This window comes from Pseudomonas oryzihabitans NBRC 102199, assembly GCF_000730625.1.
GTDB classification, from domain to species: Bacteria; Pseudomonadota; Gammaproteobacteria; order Pseudomonadales; family Pseudomonadaceae; genus Chryseomonas; species Chryseomonas oryzihabitans.
Window position 1 is genome coordinate 24,741 of sequence record NZ_BBIT01000001.1, and the last position, 14,097, is coordinate 38,837.

General features: G+C 66.7%; 12 protein-coding genes and 1 pseudogene. 7 read left to right on the forward strand and 6 right to left on the reverse strand.

Annotated elements, in window-relative coordinates:
* Positions 1-244: 244 nt before the first annotated feature.
* Positions 245-433: pseudogene (locus tag POR01S_RS24150) on the forward strand (HAMP domain-containing protein); the annotation flags it as partial.
* A gap of 42 nt (positions 434-475) precedes the next feature.
* On the forward strand, positions 476-1,318 hold the full coding sequence (locus POR01S_RS24155) for a methyl-accepting chemotaxis protein (RefSeq protein ID WP_371099733.1): 843 nt from the start codon (positions 476-478) through the stop codon (positions 1,316-1,318).
* Positions 1,319-1,327: 9 nt separating this feature from the next.
* Here POR01S_RS24155 and POR01S_RS00110 read toward each other — a convergent pair whose 3' ends face one another.
* The 4 genes from POR01S_RS00110 to POR01S_RS00125 are packed head-to-tail and all read right to left on the reverse strand — an operon-like array spanning position 1,328 to position 4,802.
* A complete protein-coding gene (locus tag POR01S_RS00110; protein WP_042132891.1) occupies positions 1,328-2,062 on the reverse strand; it encodes a YciK family oxidoreductase in 735 nt (244 codons plus the stop codon).
* A gap of 8 nt (positions 2,063-2,070) precedes the next feature.
* Positions 2,071-2,742, reverse strand: coding sequence for an N-acetylmuramic acid 6-phosphate phosphatase MupP (gene mupP, locus POR01S_RS00115; RefSeq protein WP_027601630.1), 672 nt, complete (start codon positions 2,740-2,742; stop codon positions 2,071-2,073).
* 3 nt (positions 2,743-2,745) lie between these two features.
* Positions 2,746-3,444, reverse strand: coding sequence for a bifunctional 2-polyprenyl-6-hydroxyphenol methylase/3-demethylubiquinol 3-O-methyltransferase UbiG (ubiG, locus tag POR01S_RS00120; protein WP_007160470.1), 699 nt, complete (start codon positions 3,442-3,444; stop codon positions 2,746-2,748).
* Positions 3,445-3,476: 32 nt separating this feature from the next.
* Positions 3,477-4,802, reverse strand: a complete 1,326-nt coding sequence (locus POR01S_RS00125; RefSeq protein WP_042132895.1) for a TRZ/ATZ family hydrolase — start codon at positions 4,800-4,802, stop codon at positions 3,477-3,479.
* A gap of 118 nt (positions 4,803-4,920) precedes the next feature.
* On the opposite strand from POR01S_RS00125, the gene mtnA reads away from it, so the two are divergent.
* The 4 genes from mtnA (at position 4,921) to pheA (ending at position 11,240) form a co-directional block, all read left to right on the forward strand.
* Positions 4,921-5,994 carry an S-methyl-5-thioribose-1-phosphate isomerase gene (gene mtnA, locus POR01S_RS00130; protein WP_007160468.1) on the forward strand — a complete coding sequence of 358 codons (1,074 nt, stop codon included), beginning with the start codon at positions 4,921-4,923 and terminating at the stop codon, positions 5,992-5,994.
* A 232-nt stretch (positions 5,995-6,226) separates the two neighbouring features.
* Positions 6,227-9,058, forward strand: coding sequence for a DNA gyrase subunit A (gene gyrA / locus POR01S_RS00135; protein ID WP_027601631.1), 2,832 nt, complete (start codon positions 6,227-6,229; stop codon positions 9,056-9,058).
* A complete protein-coding gene (serC, locus tag POR01S_RS00140; protein ID WP_007160466.1) occupies positions 9,058-10,143 on the forward strand; it encodes a 3-phosphoserine/phosphohydroxythreonine transaminase in 1,086 nt (361 codons plus the stop codon). The genes gyrA and serC overlap by 1 nt, the downstream gene beginning before the upstream one ends.
* Before the next feature lie 2 nt (positions 10,144-10,145).
* Positions 10,146-11,240, forward strand: a complete 1,095-nt coding sequence (gene pheA / locus POR01S_RS00145; protein WP_027598051.1) for a prephenate dehydratase — start codon at positions 10,146-10,148, stop codon at positions 11,238-11,240.
* A gap of 24 nt (positions 11,241-11,264) precedes the next feature.
* Here the strand turns inward: pheA and POR01S_RS00150 are convergent, their stop codons facing one another.
* On the reverse strand, positions 11,265-11,741 hold the full coding sequence (locus POR01S_RS00150; protein ID WP_042132897.1) for a DUF4124 domain-containing protein: 477 nt from the start codon (positions 11,739-11,741) through the stop codon (positions 11,265-11,267).
* 288 nt (positions 11,742-12,029) lie between these two features.
* Here POR01S_RS00150 and mgtE point away from each other — a divergent pair, with 288 nt between their 5' ends.
* On the forward strand, positions 12,030-13,475 hold the full coding sequence (gene mgtE, locus POR01S_RS00155; RefSeq protein WP_186354089.1) for a magnesium transporter: 1,446 nt from the start codon (positions 12,030-12,032) through the stop codon (positions 13,473-13,475).
* Positions 13,476-13,526: 51 nt separating this feature from the next.
* On the opposite strand, the gene POR01S_RS00160 is transcribed toward mgtE, so the two are convergent.
* Positions 13,527-13,841 (reverse strand): Arc family DNA-binding protein, encoded by a 315-nt coding sequence (locus POR01S_RS00160; protein ID WP_007160462.1) that lies wholly within the window; start codon positions 13,839-13,841, stop codon positions 13,527-13,529.
* Between the last annotated feature and the right edge of the window lie 256 nt (positions 13,842-14,097).

Below are 14,097 nucleotides of genomic sequence, written 5' to 3' on the forward strand. Positions count from 1 at the left end.
CTCGGCCAGTGCCGCCCTGGAATTGCTGGCCAAGGTCGAGCCGCAACTGAGCGATCCGGCCTATTCCTCGGTCATCCAGGACGTCTCCACCAACATCAAGGAATTCATCCGCCGCCTCGGCGACTATGCCGCCGCCCTGGCCCAGGAGCAGACCGCCGGTGCGCGGATGACCAGCCTGGCCGAGACCGCGGTGCAGCGGGTCGATGCCCTCTATGGGCAACAGGAAACCGAACTGCAGGCGATGATGACCAAGCGCCTGCTGACCATCGGCGGCGTGGCCCTGCTGGCGCTGATCGTCGGCGCCCTGGCTGCGCTGATCATCACCCTGGCCATCGTCCGGCCGCTGCGCAAGGTGATCGCCGCCGCCGAGCGCATCGCCCAGGGCCAGCTGGATGTCGAGTTGACGGTGGATCGGGGCGACGAGATCGGCCAGTTGCAGCGTTCCAGCGCCAGCATGGTGGCGGCGCTGCGCGGCATGGTCCTGCAGCTGCAGAGCGGTATCGGCCGGCTTGGCCAGTCCGCCGCCGCCCTGGCCGAACAGGCCCGCGAGGCGCAGCGGGGCGTGACCCGGCAGCGCGAGGAAACCGATCAGGTGGCCGCGGCCATGGCCGAACTGGCCGCCACGGCCCAGGGGGTCGCCGCAGATGCCGAGGCCGCCGCCGGTGCCGGCGATCAGGCCGAGCGCCAGGTCAGCGATGGCCAGGCGGTGATCGGCCGCAGTCTGGCCGGTATCGAGACCCTGGGGGTGGATGTCCGGTCCGCGGCGGAGCGCCTCGAAGGCGTGTCCCACGACAGCCAGGCGATCAGCAGTGTGCTGGACGTGATCAAGGCGGTGGCCGAGCAGACCAACCTGCTGGCGCTCAACGCGGCCATCGAGGCGGCGCGTGCCGGTGAGCAGGGGCGAGGGTTCGCCGTGGTCGCTGACGAAGTCCGGGCCCTGGCGCGCCGTACCCAGCAGTCGAGCGTCGAGATCGAACGGCTCATCGTGGTGTTGCAGAAGGGCAGCGGCGAAGCGGTCGCACGGATGCAGCAGAGCGAGACCCTGCTCGTCGACACCCTGGACAGTGCCGGCGATACCCGGCGCGCCTTTGCCGGTATCGCCACGGCGGTGGCCAGCATCCAGCAGAGGAATCAGCAGATCGCCGCGGCGGCCGTGCAGCAGCGCGGGGTGGCCGAAGAGGTGGCGGTCAATGTCACCCGGATTCGCGACGGCGCCGATCAGTCCAGCCAGGCGATGGCGGCCACGGCCTCAGCCAGCCGCGAGCTGGCCGAACTGGGTGACGAGCTCGCGCGCCTGGTGCAGCGCTTCCACGTCTGATCGACTCCGCTACTGGGCGTTGAGCGCCTGGCCAGTGGTGCCCCGGCTGGCCGGACCGAGCAGATAGAGATAGACCGGCAGGATGGCCTCCGCCGCGGGCACCCGGGCCGGGTCCTCTTCGGGATAGGCCGCCGCCCGCATGGCGGTGCGGGTACCGCCCGGGTTGACGCTGTTGACCCGGATGCCGTCCTCGGCCAGCTCCTCGGCCCAGACCTGCATCAGGCCCTCGGTGGCGAACTTGGACACCGAATAGGCGCCCCAGCCGCCCCGGCCCTTGCGACCGACACTGCTGGACGTGAAGATCAGCGAGGCCTCACCGGCCGCCCTGAGCAGCGGCAGCAGGGCCTGGGTCAGGGCGAAGCCGGCCTGGACATTGACCTGCAGCACCTGCGCCAGCGCGGCGGCGGGCGTCTCTTCCAGCAGCACCCGCGGCCCGAGCAGGCCGGCGTTGTGCACCAGGCCATCCAGGCGCCCGTGACGTTGTCTCAGCCGCTCCGCCACGGCGGCATAGGCGGCCGCATCGGCCTGTTCGAGATCCAGCACCAGGGTCTCGGCCTGGCCACCGCTGGCCAGGATCTCCTGACACACCTGATCCAGCGCCGCGGCATCGCGACCCTGGAGGATGACGCTGGCGCCCAGGGCGGCGCAGCCCTTGGCGAGGGCGGCGCCGATGCCGCGATTGGCACCGGTGACGAGGATAATGCGGTCCTTGAGCAGCTCGGCCGGAGCCTGGTAGTCGAACATCTGAACCTCTAGCAGCCGCACAGCGCGCGATCGAGCAGGGCGCGCAATTCCAGCGGATGGTCGATGATGGCGTCCGCGCCCCAGTGCTCGGGGCGGTCGTCCGGATGGATGTAGCCGTAGCGCGCTGCCACCGTCTTGCTGCCGGCGGCGCGACCGGATTCGATGTCGCGCAGGTCGTCACCGATGAACAGGGCGGTCTGCGGATCCACGTCCAGTTGCCGGCAGGCCAGCAGCACCATCTCCGGATCCGGCTTGCTGTGCGTGACATGGTCCGGGCAGACCAGGCAGGCCGAGCGCTCGGCCAGGCCCAGGCGCTGCATGATCGGCTCGGCGAAGCGCACCGGCTTGTTGGTCACCACGCCCCAACGCAACCGGGCGGCGTCGAGATCGTGCAGGATCTCGTCCATGCCGTCGAACAGCCGGGTGTGGACCGCGCATTGCGTCTGGTAGCGCTCGAGAAACTCCAGTCGCAGGGGTTCGAGTTCGGCGCCCAGGGGGTCGATCTCGAAGCCGGCCAGGATCATCGCCTTGGCACCACCGGAGATGACCCCGCGCAGGCGGGCCTCATCGGCGGGCGCGAGGCCCCTGTCCTGGCGCATGCCCTGGATGATGGCGATGAAGTCCGGCGCCGTGTCGAGCAGGGTGCCATCCATGTCGAAGAGGACCGCTTGCAGACGCATGGCCTAGTCCTCGCGCTGGGTGCGCACCATGTAGTTCACCGTCACGTCGCCTTCGAGCTTGTATCTCTTGGTCAGCGGGTTGTAGGTGAGGCCGATGACGTCGCGCAGGTTGAGGCCGGCGGCGCGGGCCCAGGCACCCAGTTCCGAGGGGCGGATGAACTTGCGGAAATCGTGGGTGCCCCGCGGCAGCAAGCGCAGCACGTATTCGGCACCGACAATGGCGAACAGATAGGCCTTGGGATTGCGGTTGATGGTGGAAAAGAACACCTGGCCGCCCGGCTTGACCAGGTCGTGGCAGGCCTTGATCACCGAGGAGGGATCCGGCACGTGCTCGAGCATCTCCAGGCAGGTCACCACGTCATAGGTGCCGGCGTGCTTGCGCGCGTGGTCCTCGGTGGTCTCCTGGATGTACTCCACTGGCACGCCGGATTCCAGCTGGTGCAGGCGGGCGACGGCCAGGGGCGCCTCGGCCATGTCGATGCCGGTCACCTGGGCACCACGTTGTGCCATGGCTTCGCTGAGGATGCCACCGCCGCAGCCGACGTCCAGTACCTTCTTGCCGGCCAGGCCGGCGTGCTGGTCGATCCAGTTGACGCGCAGCGGATTGATGTCGTGCAGCGGCTTGAATTCGCTCTCGCGATCCCACCAGCGGTAGGCGAGGGCCTCGAACTTGGCGATCTCGGCGTTATCGACGTTGGACATGGGGTTCTCCAGAGGCAAGGGAGCGGGGCGCGTCAGACGCCCTGCTGGATACGGGTGGCCCACTGCTGCGCATTGGCTATGAGTTCGGCCTCGTCCAGGCGCACGAGTTCGCTCTGGCGCAGCAGCGGCACGCCGCCGACCCAGACGTCGCTGACGCGGTCGCGGCCGGTGGCATAGATGAGTTGCGAAACGGGGTCGTAGAGCGGCTGCTGGGCGAGGCCGCTGAGGTCGACGGCGGTCAGGTCGGCGGCCTTGCCGACTTCCAGCGAGCCCAGGCAGCGCTCGAGACCCAGGGCGCGAGCACCGTTCAGGGTGGCCAGACGCAGCGCACGGTGGGCATCGAGGGCGGTGGCGGAGCCGGCCACGGCCTTGGCCAGCAGGGCGGCGGTACGGGTCTCGCCGAGCAGATCGAGATCGTTGTTGCTGGCCGCGCCGTCGGTGCCGATGGCGACGTTCACGCCGGCCTGCCAGAGCCGCTCCACCGGGCAGAAGCCGCTGGCCAGCTTGAGATTGGATTCGGGACTGTGGATGACATGGCTGTTGGTCTCGACCAGGTTTTCCAGGTCCTCGTCGTCCACCTGGGTCATGTGCACCGCCTGGAAGCGCGGCCCGAGCAGGCCCAGTCGCCGCAGCCGGCTGAGCGGCCGCTCACCGGTCTGCTGCAGCGCCTGCTCCACCTCGAAGGCGGTCTCGTGCACATGCATCTGGATCGGTGCCTGCAGTTGCTCGGCCAAGACCAGGATCTGTTCGAGCTTGGCGTCGGCCACGGTATAGGGCGCATGGGGGCCGAAGGCCACGCTGATGCGCTCGTGCAGCTTCATGTCGTCGAACAGTTCCAGGCCACGGCGGATCATGTCGTCCGCGGTGCGGGCGCCGGGAATGGGGAAGTCGAGGATCGGCAGGCAGACCTGGGCGCGCACCCCGGTGCGATGGATCGCCTCGCAGGCCACCTGGGGGTAGAAATACATGTCCGAGAAGCAGGTGATGCCGCCGCGGATCTGCTCGGCGATGGCCAGGGTGGTGCCGTCGCGGACGAAGTCCTCGTCGACCCAGCGCCCTTCGGCGGGCCAGATGTGATCCTGCAGCCAGGTCTGCAGCGGCAGGTCGTCGGCCATGCCGCGAAACAGGGTCATGGCGGCGTGACCATGGGCGTTGATCAGCCCGGGGATCAGCACCTTGCCCGGCAGCTCCAGGGTCTCCTTGGCCGGCTGGCGCAGGGCCTCGCTACGCGGCGCGAGCAGGGCGATGCAGCCGTCGCGCACGCCCAGGGCGTAATCGCGCAGGACTACTCCGGCAGGCTCCACCGGCACGATCCAGCTGGGGAGCAACAAGAGGTCCAGGGGCGCGGGGGTGGGCATCGGCGGCGGTTCCAAGGGGGGCGAGCCGGCAGTATAGCGGTCCTTGCGGCGCTACCGCTAAATCCGCACGCCGATGCCGGTATACTGGCTGGCTACAGATTCAGGTCGAGGAGAGATCATGCGAGAGCGTCTGCTGGCGGCGGAAAAGATCAAGGCGATCGAATGGCGGGACGGTGCCCTGCACCTGCTCGACCAGCGCCTGTTGCCGCTGCGCGAACACTGGGTCGCCTGTCACAGCGCCGCCGAGGTGGCCCAGGCCATCCGCGACATGCTGGTACGCGGCGCGCCGGCCATCGGCATCAGCGCCGCCTATGGCGTGGTGCTGGGTGCCCGGCAGCGTGCCGCGGCGGGTGAGGACTGGCAAGCCACCGTCAGTGCCGACTTCGAACTGCTGGCCGCTTCGCGTCCCACCGCCGTCAATCTGTTCTGGGCGCTCAACCGGATGCGCGAGCGCCTGACGCGCATGGCCGGGGAGGGTGCCCTGGCGGCGCTGGAAGCCGAGGCGGTGGCCATCCACCTGAGCGATCGCGAGGCCAACCTGACCATGGCGCAGCTGGGCGTCGAGCTGATCCGCAAGCACGACGCCAGCAAGCAGACCTTCCTTACCCACTGCAACACCGGCGCCCTGGCCACCGGCGGCTTCGGCACCGCCCTGGGCGTCCTGCGCGCCGCGCACCTGGACGGCCTGGTGGAATGCGTCCACGCCGACGAGACCCGCCCCTGGCTGCAGGGCTCGCGCCTGACCGCCTGGGAGCTGGCCGGCGAGGGCATTCCGGTCAGTCTCAACGCCGATGCCGCCGCCGCTCACCTGATGAAGACGCGCAACGTCGCCTGGGTGATCGTCGGCGCCGATCGGATCACCGCCAACGGCGACGTGGCCAACAAGATCGGCACCTACAACCTGGCGGTCATCGCCATGCACCACGGCGTGCGCTTCATGGTGGTGGCGCCCAGCTCCACCATCGACATGAATCTGGCGTCCGGTGACGACATCCCCATCGAGGAGCGCGCCGGTCACGAGTTGCTGGAAGCCGGTGGCCAGCGCATTGCCGCCGAGGTCGAGGCCTTCAATCCGGTGTTCGACGTGACCCCGGCCGATCTCATCGACGCCATCGTCACCGAGCGCGGGGTGGTGGAGCGTCCGGACGCCAAGAAGATGGCCGAGCTGATGAATCGGCGCCGCCTGCATTGAGGTGATCGCCAGGGGCGGATACATCCCTGAATGTGTTAGAATTTCGCTCTTTGCACAGGCTTTGTTCGAAAGCCCTCGGCAGGCGGTGATGCAGTGCTGAAAACCGGCTGGAGCGCCTTCGCGCCGCCGGTGGCAGGCGCCGCCAGACGGGCTTTCGCCTCTCCTATATCAGGCTCGACCGACATGCGGACGAGCCCTAGCGCTTTTCAGATCAGAAGGAACCAGGCTTCTCATGGGTGAACTGGCCAAAGAAATCCTCCCGGTCAATATCGAAGACGAATTGCGGCAGTCGTATCTCGACTACGCGATGAGCGTCATCGTCGGCCGGGCCCTGCCGGATGTGCGCGACGGCCTCAAGCCGGTGCACCGGCGCGTGCTCTACGCCATGAGCGAGCTGGGCAACGACTGGAACAAGCCGTACAAGAAATCCGCCCGCGTGGTGGGTGACGTCATCGGTAAGTACCACCCCCACGGCGACACCGCCGTCTACGACACCATCGTGCGGATGGCCCAGCCCTTCTCGCTGCGCTACATGCTGGTGGATGGCCAGGGCAACTTCGGTTCGGTGGACGGCGACAACGCCGCGGCCATGCGATACACCGAAGTGCGGATGTCCAAGCTCGCCCACGAACTGCTGGCCGACCTGGACAAGGAAACCGTCGACTGGGTGCCCAACTACGACGGCACCGAGCAGATCCCGGCGGTGATGCCCACGCGCATCCCCAACCTGCTGGTCAACGGTTCCAGCGGCATCGCGGTCGGCATGGCCACCAACATCCCGCCGCACAACCTCGGCGAGGTCATCGATGGCTGCCTGGCGCTGATCGAGAACAGCGAGCTGACCGTCGACGACCTGATGCAGTACATCCCCGGTCCGGACTTCCCGACCGCGGGCATCATCAACGGTCGCGCCGGCATCATCGAGGCCTATCGCACCGGTCGTGGCCGCATCTATGTGCGGGCCCGCGCCGAAGTCGAGGACATCGACAAGAGCGCCAATCGCCAGCAGATCGTCATCACCGAGCTGCCCTACCAGCTCAACAAGGCACGGCTGATCGAGAAGATCGCCGAGCTGGTGAAAGAGAAGAAGATCGAAGGCATCACCGAGCTGCGCGACGAGTCCGACAAGGACGGCATGCGCGTGGTCATCGAGCTGCGTCGCGGCGAAACCCCCGAGGTGGTGCTCAACAACCTCTACGCCCAGACCCAGCTGCAGACGGTGTTCGGCATCAACGTGGTGGCCCTGCTCGACGGCCAGCCGCGGACCCTGAACCTCAAGGAACTGCTGGAAGCCTTCATTCGCCACCGTCGCGAAGTGGTGACCCGGCGCACCGTCTACGAACTGCGCAAGGCGCGCGAGCGTGGCCACATCCTCGAAGGCCAGGCGGTCGCCCTGTCCAACATCGATCCGGTCATCGAGCTGATCAAGAGCTCGCCGACCCCGGCCGAAGCCAAGGAACGCCTGATCGCCACGCCCTGGGAATCCAGCGCGGTACGCGAGATGGTCGAGCGTGCCGGCGCCGATTCCTGCCGTCCGGACGAACTGCCCGAGCAGTACGGCCTGCACGAGGGCAAGTACCACCTCTCGCCCGAGCAGGCCCAGGCCATCCTGGATCTGCGTCTGCACCGCCTGACCGGCCTGGAGCACGAAAAGCTCATCGCCGAGTACCAGGAGATCCTGCTGCAGATCGGCGAGCTGATCCGCATCCTGACCAACCCTGAGCGGCTGATGGAAGTCATCCGCGAGGAGCTGGAGAAGGTCAAGGCCGAGTTCGGCGACAAGCGTCGCACCGAGATCATCGCCTCCCAGGTGGACCTGACCATCGCCGACCTCATCACCGAGGAAGACCGCGTCGTCACCATCTCCCATGGCGGCTACGCCAAGTCCCAGCCGCTGCATGCCTACCAGGCCCAGCGCCGGGGCGGCCGCGGCCGCTCGGCCTCGGCGGTCAAGGAAGAGGACTACATCGAACACCTGCTGGTCGCCAACAGCCATACCACCCTGCTGCTGTTCTCCAGCCTGGGCAAGGTCTACTGGAAGCGCACCTACGAGATCCCCGAGGCCTCCCGCGCTGCCCGTGGCCGTCCGCTGGTCAACCTGCTGCCGCTGGCCGAAGGCGAGCGCATCACCGCCATGCTGCCGGTCGATCTGGAAGCCATACGTCAGCAGGCGCCGGCCGGTGACGAGGACCTGGGCGAGCAGGACGACAATCTGGACATCGAAGACGCCGTGCTGGTGGAAGACGATGTCGAAAGCGAAGGCGAAGAGGGCGAACTCCTCGATGCCGACCAGGACGAGCCCACCGGCGCCTACATCTTCATGGCCACTCGCAACGGCACCGTGAAGAAGACCCCGCTGGTGCAGTTCAGCCGTCCGCGCAGCAACGGCCTGATCGCGCTGAAGCTGGAAGAGGGCGACAGCCTGATCGCCGCCGCCATCACCGATGGGGCCCGCGAGGTCATGCTGTTCTCCGACGGTGGCAAGGTCATCCGCTTCAAGGAACGCCATGTGCGCACCATGGGCCGTACCGCCCGCGGCGTGCGGGGCATGCGTCTGGCCGAGAACCAGCGGCTGATCTCCATGCTGATCCCCGAGCCGGGCGCCGAGATCCTCACCGCCAGCCTCAACGGCTTCGGCAAGCGCACCGCCATGGCCGAATACCCGCAGCGTGGTCGTGGCGGCCAGGGCGTGATCGCCATGGTCATCAACGAGCGCAACGGCCCCCTGATCGGCGCCATCCAGGTGCTGGACGGCGAGGAGATCATGCTGATCTCCGACCAGGGCACCCTGGTGCGGACGCCGGTCGAGGGCATCTCCCGTACCGGCCGCAACACCCAGGGCGTCACCCTCATCAAGCTCGGCAAGGGCGAGAAGCTGGTGGGCCTGGAGCGGGTGCAGGAGCCTTCGGTGGACGAAGAGCTGCTGGATCACGAAGCCGAGCTCGACGACGAGGTGCTCGACAAGGAATTGCCGGTCGACAGCCACGAACCCGACCAGGACGATGTGCTGCCCGGTGCCAGCGACGTGCCGAGCGATGATCTGCCCAACGAGGATGACGAGTGATGAGCAAGCGTGCCTACAACTTCTGCGCCGGCCCGGCGGCCCTGCCTGAAGCTGTGCTGCGCCAGGCCCAGGCCGATCTGCTGGATTGGCAGGGCCGTGGCCTGTCGGTGATGGAGATGAGCCACCGCGGTGAAGACTTCACCGCCATCTCGAACCAGGCCGAGGCCGACCTGCGCGAGTTGCTGGCCATCCCCAGCAACTACAAGGTGCTGTTCCTGCAGGGCGGCGCCAGTCTGCAATTCGCCCAGCTGGCGATGAATTTGATGCCCGAGGGCGGCAAGGCCGACTACATCGACACCGGCATCTGGTCGCGCAAGGCCATCGAGCAGGCGCGGCACTATGGCACCGTCAACGTCGCCGCCAGTTCCAAGGGCTACGACTACTTCGCCATTCCGGGGCAGCACGAATGGCAGCTGTCCAAGGACGCCGCCTACGTCCACTACACCCCCAACGAAACCATCGGCGGTCTGGAGTTCGACTGGATTCCGGACGTGGGTGACGTGCCCCTGGTGGCGGATGCCTCTTCCGACATCCTCTCGCGCCCGCTGGACGTCTCGCGTTTCGGGCTGATCTACGCCGGCGCGCAGAAGAACATCGGGCCGAGCGGCCTGGTGGTGGTGATCGTCCGCGAAGACCTGCTGGGTCGCGCCCGCGCCGCCTGCCCGACGCTGCTCGACTACAAGGTCGAGGCCGACAACGGCTCCATGTACAACACCCCGGCCACCTTCTCCTGGTACCTGTCGGGCCTGGTGTTCAAGTGGCTGAAGGAGCAGGGCGGTCTGCCCGCCATGGAGCGCCTGAATCGCCAGAAGAAGGAGCTGCTGTACGGCTTCATCGACGCCAGCGACTTCTACAGCAACCCCATCGCCAAGAACGACCGCTCCTGGATGAACGTGCCCTTCCGCCTGGCGGACGAGCGCCTCGACAAGGCCTTCCTCGAGGGCGCCGAAGCGCGCGGTCTGCTGTATCTGCAGGGCCATCGTTCGGTGGGTGGCATGCGCGCCTCCATCTATAACGCCGTGACCCTGGAAGCCGTCCAGGCGCTGGTGACCTATCTGGCCGAATTCGAGAAGGAGCACGGCTGATCATGTCCGAACACGAGCTCAAGGCCCTGCGCCTGCGTATCGACAGTCTGGACGAACGCATCCAGGAGCTGATCAGCGAACGTGCCCGCTGCGCCCAGGACGTGGCCCGGGTCAAGATGGGAACGCTGGCGGAGGGCGAAAAGCCCGTGTTCTACCGGCCCGAGCGCGAGGCCCAGGTGCTCAAGCGGGTGATGGAGCGCAACGGCGGTCCGGTCCGTGACGAAGACATGGCGCGACTGTTCCGCGAGATCATGTCCTGCTGCCTGGCCCTGGAAGAGCCGTTGCACGTGGCCTACCTCGGCCCGGAAGGTACCTTCTCCCAGGCCGCGGCGCTCAAGCACTTCGGCAAGGCCGTGGTGACCCGGCCCATGGCGGCCATCGACGAGGTCTTCCGCGAGGTTGCCGCCGGCGCCTCCAACTTCGGCGTGGTGCCGGTGGAAAACTCCACCGAAGGGGCGGTCAACCACACCCTGGACAGCTTCCTCGAGCACAACCTGTCGATCTGCGGGGAGGTGGAGCTGCGCATCCACCACCACCTGCTGATCGGCGAGAACACCAAGGCCGACAGCATCACCCGCATCTATTCCCACGCCCAGTCGCTGGCCCAGTGCCGCAAGTGGCTGGACTCCTACTACCCCAGCGTCGAGCGGGTGGCGGTGGCCAGCAATGCCGAAGCGGCGCGGCGGGTGAAGGGGGAGTGGAACAGCGCGGCCATTGCCGGTGACATGGCGGCCTCGCTCTATGGCCTGACCCCGGTGCAGCAGAAGATCGAGGATCGCCCGGACAACTCCACGCGCTTCCTCATCATCGGCAACCAGGAGGTGCCGCCCAGCGGCGACGACAAGACCTCCATCATCGTCTCCATGCAGAACAAGCCGGGTGCCCTGCACGAGCTGCTGCTGCCGTTCCACACCAACAACATCGACCTCAGCCGGATCGAGACGCGGCCCTCGCGCAGCGGCAAGTGGACCTATGTCTTCTTCATCGATTTCCTCGGCCACCAGGCCGATCCGCTGATCCGCGACGTGCTGGAGCGCCTGTCCACCAGCGCCGTGGCGCTCAAGGTCCTCGGCTCCTACCCCCGCGCCGTGCTCTGAGGCGGCGCCGGCCGGTTGCGGGCGTCAGCGTCGACGCACGCAACCCTTGTCGTCGAAGGTCACCAGGCGCGAGCGTTCCTTGCGCTGGCGCGCCTCGTAGTGATAACGAGTCAGGGCATCCAGCTGGGAAATCCGCTGCGGTGGTCCCAGGGCGTTCTCCACGTCCGCCCGGCTCATGCCGACCCTGACCTGTCCCCGGATGATCGCCTGCCGCCTTTCGCTGGGGCTGAGCAGATCGCCGCACCCATCCGTTCTGGCTGCCACCACTGTTGGTGGGCGTTGCGCCTCCTTGCGCGGAGGGGCCTTGGGTTTCGCCATCAGCGTGGGCCTGGCGCCGCCCGGGCGGGGATTGTCCGCGCGTTGCAGGCGGCTGTCGCTGTCCGAAGCACAGCCGCTGGTGGAAAAGGTGAGGTGGCCGGCGGCATCTTCGCAACGATAGACCGTGGCCGCCTGGGCAGAGGCGCAGCCCAGCAACAGGCCGAGCACGACGAGCTTCTTCATGGGACGTCCTCCTTGACGTAGCGCTCAAGCTTAGCGGAGTAACGACCGCGGGACGAGCGTTGCAAGCGCGGCTTCGATACCGCCCCAGAGCCCTTGCAAATAGCTGTTTTGAAAACCTTTTGCGTTCGCACCCGCAACCGGTCCGGTGTATCATCCCCGCCGTCAGCCCCGCCGGGGCAGTGGTCATCCCCCCTTATGGACTTACCCAGTCAACACTCAATCGCCTTTTTCGTCCCGTTGTTGAGATAGGGTTCGTCGGTGCGCTCCGCCGGCGGGCCGGAGTGCGCTATGACCGTAGTGAACGAAGCAGAAATCAGAAAGCCCCACGAGACGCTACAGGAGCGTCTCGCCCAGGTCGTCGAGTTGCTGGAGCGCTACGACCTCGCCGTCGAGGCGCGTGAAGACCACGACCGCGCCCCCGTATCCCCCGCCGATATTCCCGAAGAAGGCCTCGAAGAGCTGCGTGCCCGGCTGGACGAGCTGCACCCGGCCGACGTCGCCTTCATCCTCGAAGCCCTGCCGCAGGAAGACCGCCTGACCGTCTGGGGGCTGGTCAAGACCGAGCGTGACGGCGAGATCCTGCTGGAGGTCTCGGACGCCGTCCGCGAGACGCTGATCGCCGACATGGACGATCAGGAAATCCTTGCGGTGGCCGGTCAGCTCGACGCCGACGAACTCGCCGACCTGGCGCCGGACCTGCCGCGCGACGTCGTCCATGAACTGATGGAGGCCCTCGACGCCCAGCAGCGCGAGCGGGTGCGCTCCGCCCTGTCCTACGAAGAGGACCAGGTGGGCGCGCTGATGGACTTCGAGATGGTGACCATCCGCGATGATGTCGCCCTGGAAGTGGTGCTGCGTTATCTTCGCCGGCTGAAAGAGCTGCCCGACCACACCGACAAGCTGTTCGTGGTCGACAACGACAGCATCCTCAAGGGGGTGCTGCCGATCAAGCGACTGCTGGTCAACGATCCGGAAAAGCTGGTTGTCGAGGTCATGGCGAAGGAGGCGGTGGCCTTCCATCCGGACGGCGACGCCTATGACGCGGCCCAGGCGTTCGAACGCTACGACCTGGTTTCGGCGCCGGTGGTGGACAAGAACGGCAAGCTGATTGGCCGTCTCACCATCGACGAGATGGTCGACCTGATCCGCGAGGAAAGCGAAAGCGAAGTCCTCAACATGGCTGGTCTGCGCGAAGACGAAGACGTCTTCGCCTCGGTGTGGAAATCGGTGGGCAACCGCTGGACCTGGCTGGCCACCAACCTCATCACGGCCTTCATCGCCTCGCGGGTCATCGGCCTGTTTGAGGGCTCGATCGAGAAACTGGTGGCCTTGGCCGCGCTCATGCCCATCGTCGCCGGCATTGGCGGCAACTCGGGCAACCAGGCCATCACCATGATCGTGCGCGCCATGGCGCTGGGGCAGATCAGCGTGACCAGCACCGCGCGCCTGCTACGCAAGGAGATGGGCGTCGCCCTGTGCAATGGCGTCATCTGGGGTGGGGTGATAGGGCTGGTGGCCTTCTATCTCTACAGCAGCTGGTCCCTGGGCCTGGTGATGATGGGGGCCATGACCCTGAATCTGCTGCTGGCGGCGTTCATGGGCGTGCTGATTCCCATGACCCTGCAGCGCTTCGGTCGCGACCCGGCCATGGGGTCGAGCGTCCTGATCACCGCGGTCACCGACAGCGGCGGCTTCTTCATCTTCTTGGGACTCGCCACCCTGTTCCTGATGTAGGGCAGGGCAGGGTGCAGCGGGCTGCCCAGGCGCAGGGCAGCCCGGACGCCGTCAGGATGCGGCGTCGATGTCGTGGGCGATCAGCGAGATCAGGGCGTTCTGCTGGCGACCCGACAGTTGCCGAAAGCGCTGCAGCAACTCCCGCTCGCTGGCGGTGATCTCCGGACTGTCCAGGCGAAGCCCGGGTTCGTCCCCAAGGGCGCCCTCTTGCTGCAAGCTCTGCTCGAGACGCGCGATGATTTCGGAGTTCATGCTGCGATGATGGTTGCGGGCCACATCCGCGATGCGCTCTCGCATGCCCTCGGGCAGACGCACGACGAATTTGTCAGCGGTACGGCTTGAGTAGGATCTAATGGCCTGGGTCATTGAGGTACTTCATCTGGAGTCAAAAATCAGTGAAGGCATAAGCCCTCGTCTCGTTCCGCTAGCACTCACGGCACCTTGGACTCTGTAACCACCTGTCCCTAGGTATCTGTTTTTATTGACGTCAATTTACCGACGTACAGAACAAATTGCAAAGCTGCCGAAGAACTTCCTGCCTGTGCCGCCCCGCGCGCAGTGTCGCGCTGCCTGAACCGGAACATGACAAACCTTCCGCTGCTCGTTACCATGAGCGCCCTTT

Bases quoted from the DNA above. Each gene is read 5' to 3' on its own strand.
- POR01S_RS24155 (WP_371099733.1), top strand. From the start codon at position 476: ATGGTCCTGCAGCTGCAGAGCGGTATCGGCCGGCTTGGCCAGTCCGCC.
- POR01S_RS00110 (WP_042132891.1), bottom strand. From the start codon at position 2,062: ATGTTCGACTACCAGGCTCCGGCCGAGCTGCTCAAGGACCGCATTATC.
- mupP (WP_027601630.1), bottom strand. From the start codon at position 2,742: ATGCGTCTGCAAGCGGTCCTCTTCGACATGGATGGCACCCTGCTCGAC.
- ubiG (WP_007160470.1), bottom strand. From the start codon at position 3,444: ATGTCCAACGTCGATAACGCCGAGATCGCCAAGTTCGAGGCCCTCGCC.
- POR01S_RS00125 (WP_042132895.1), bottom strand. From the start codon at position 4,802: ATGCCCACCCCCGCGCCCCTGGACCTCTTGTTGCTCCCCAGCTGGATC.
- mtnA (WP_007160468.1), top strand. From the start codon at position 4,921: ATGCGAGAGCGTCTGCTGGCGGCGGAAAAGATCAAGGCGATCGAATGG.
- gyrA (WP_027601631.1), top strand. From the start codon at position 6,227: ATGGGTGAACTGGCCAAAGAAATCCTCCCGGTCAATATCGAAGACGAA.
- serC (WP_007160466.1), top strand. From the start codon at position 9,058: ATGAGCAAGCGTGCCTACAACTTCTGCGCCGGCCCGGCGGCCCTGCCT.
- pheA (WP_027598051.1), top strand. From the start codon at position 10,146: ATGTCCGAACACGAGCTCAAGGCCCTGCGCCTGCGTATCGACAGTCTG.
- POR01S_RS00150 (WP_042132897.1), bottom strand. From the start codon at position 11,741: ATGAAGAAGCTCGTCGTGCTCGGCCTGTTGCTGGGCTGCGCCTCTGCC.
- mgtE (WP_186354089.1), top strand. From the start codon at position 12,030: ATGACCGTAGTGAACGAAGCAGAAATCAGAAAGCCCCACGAGACGCTA.
- POR01S_RS00160 (WP_007160462.1), bottom strand. From the start codon at position 13,841: ATGACCCAGGCCATTAGATCCTACTCAAGCCGTACCGCTGACAAATTC.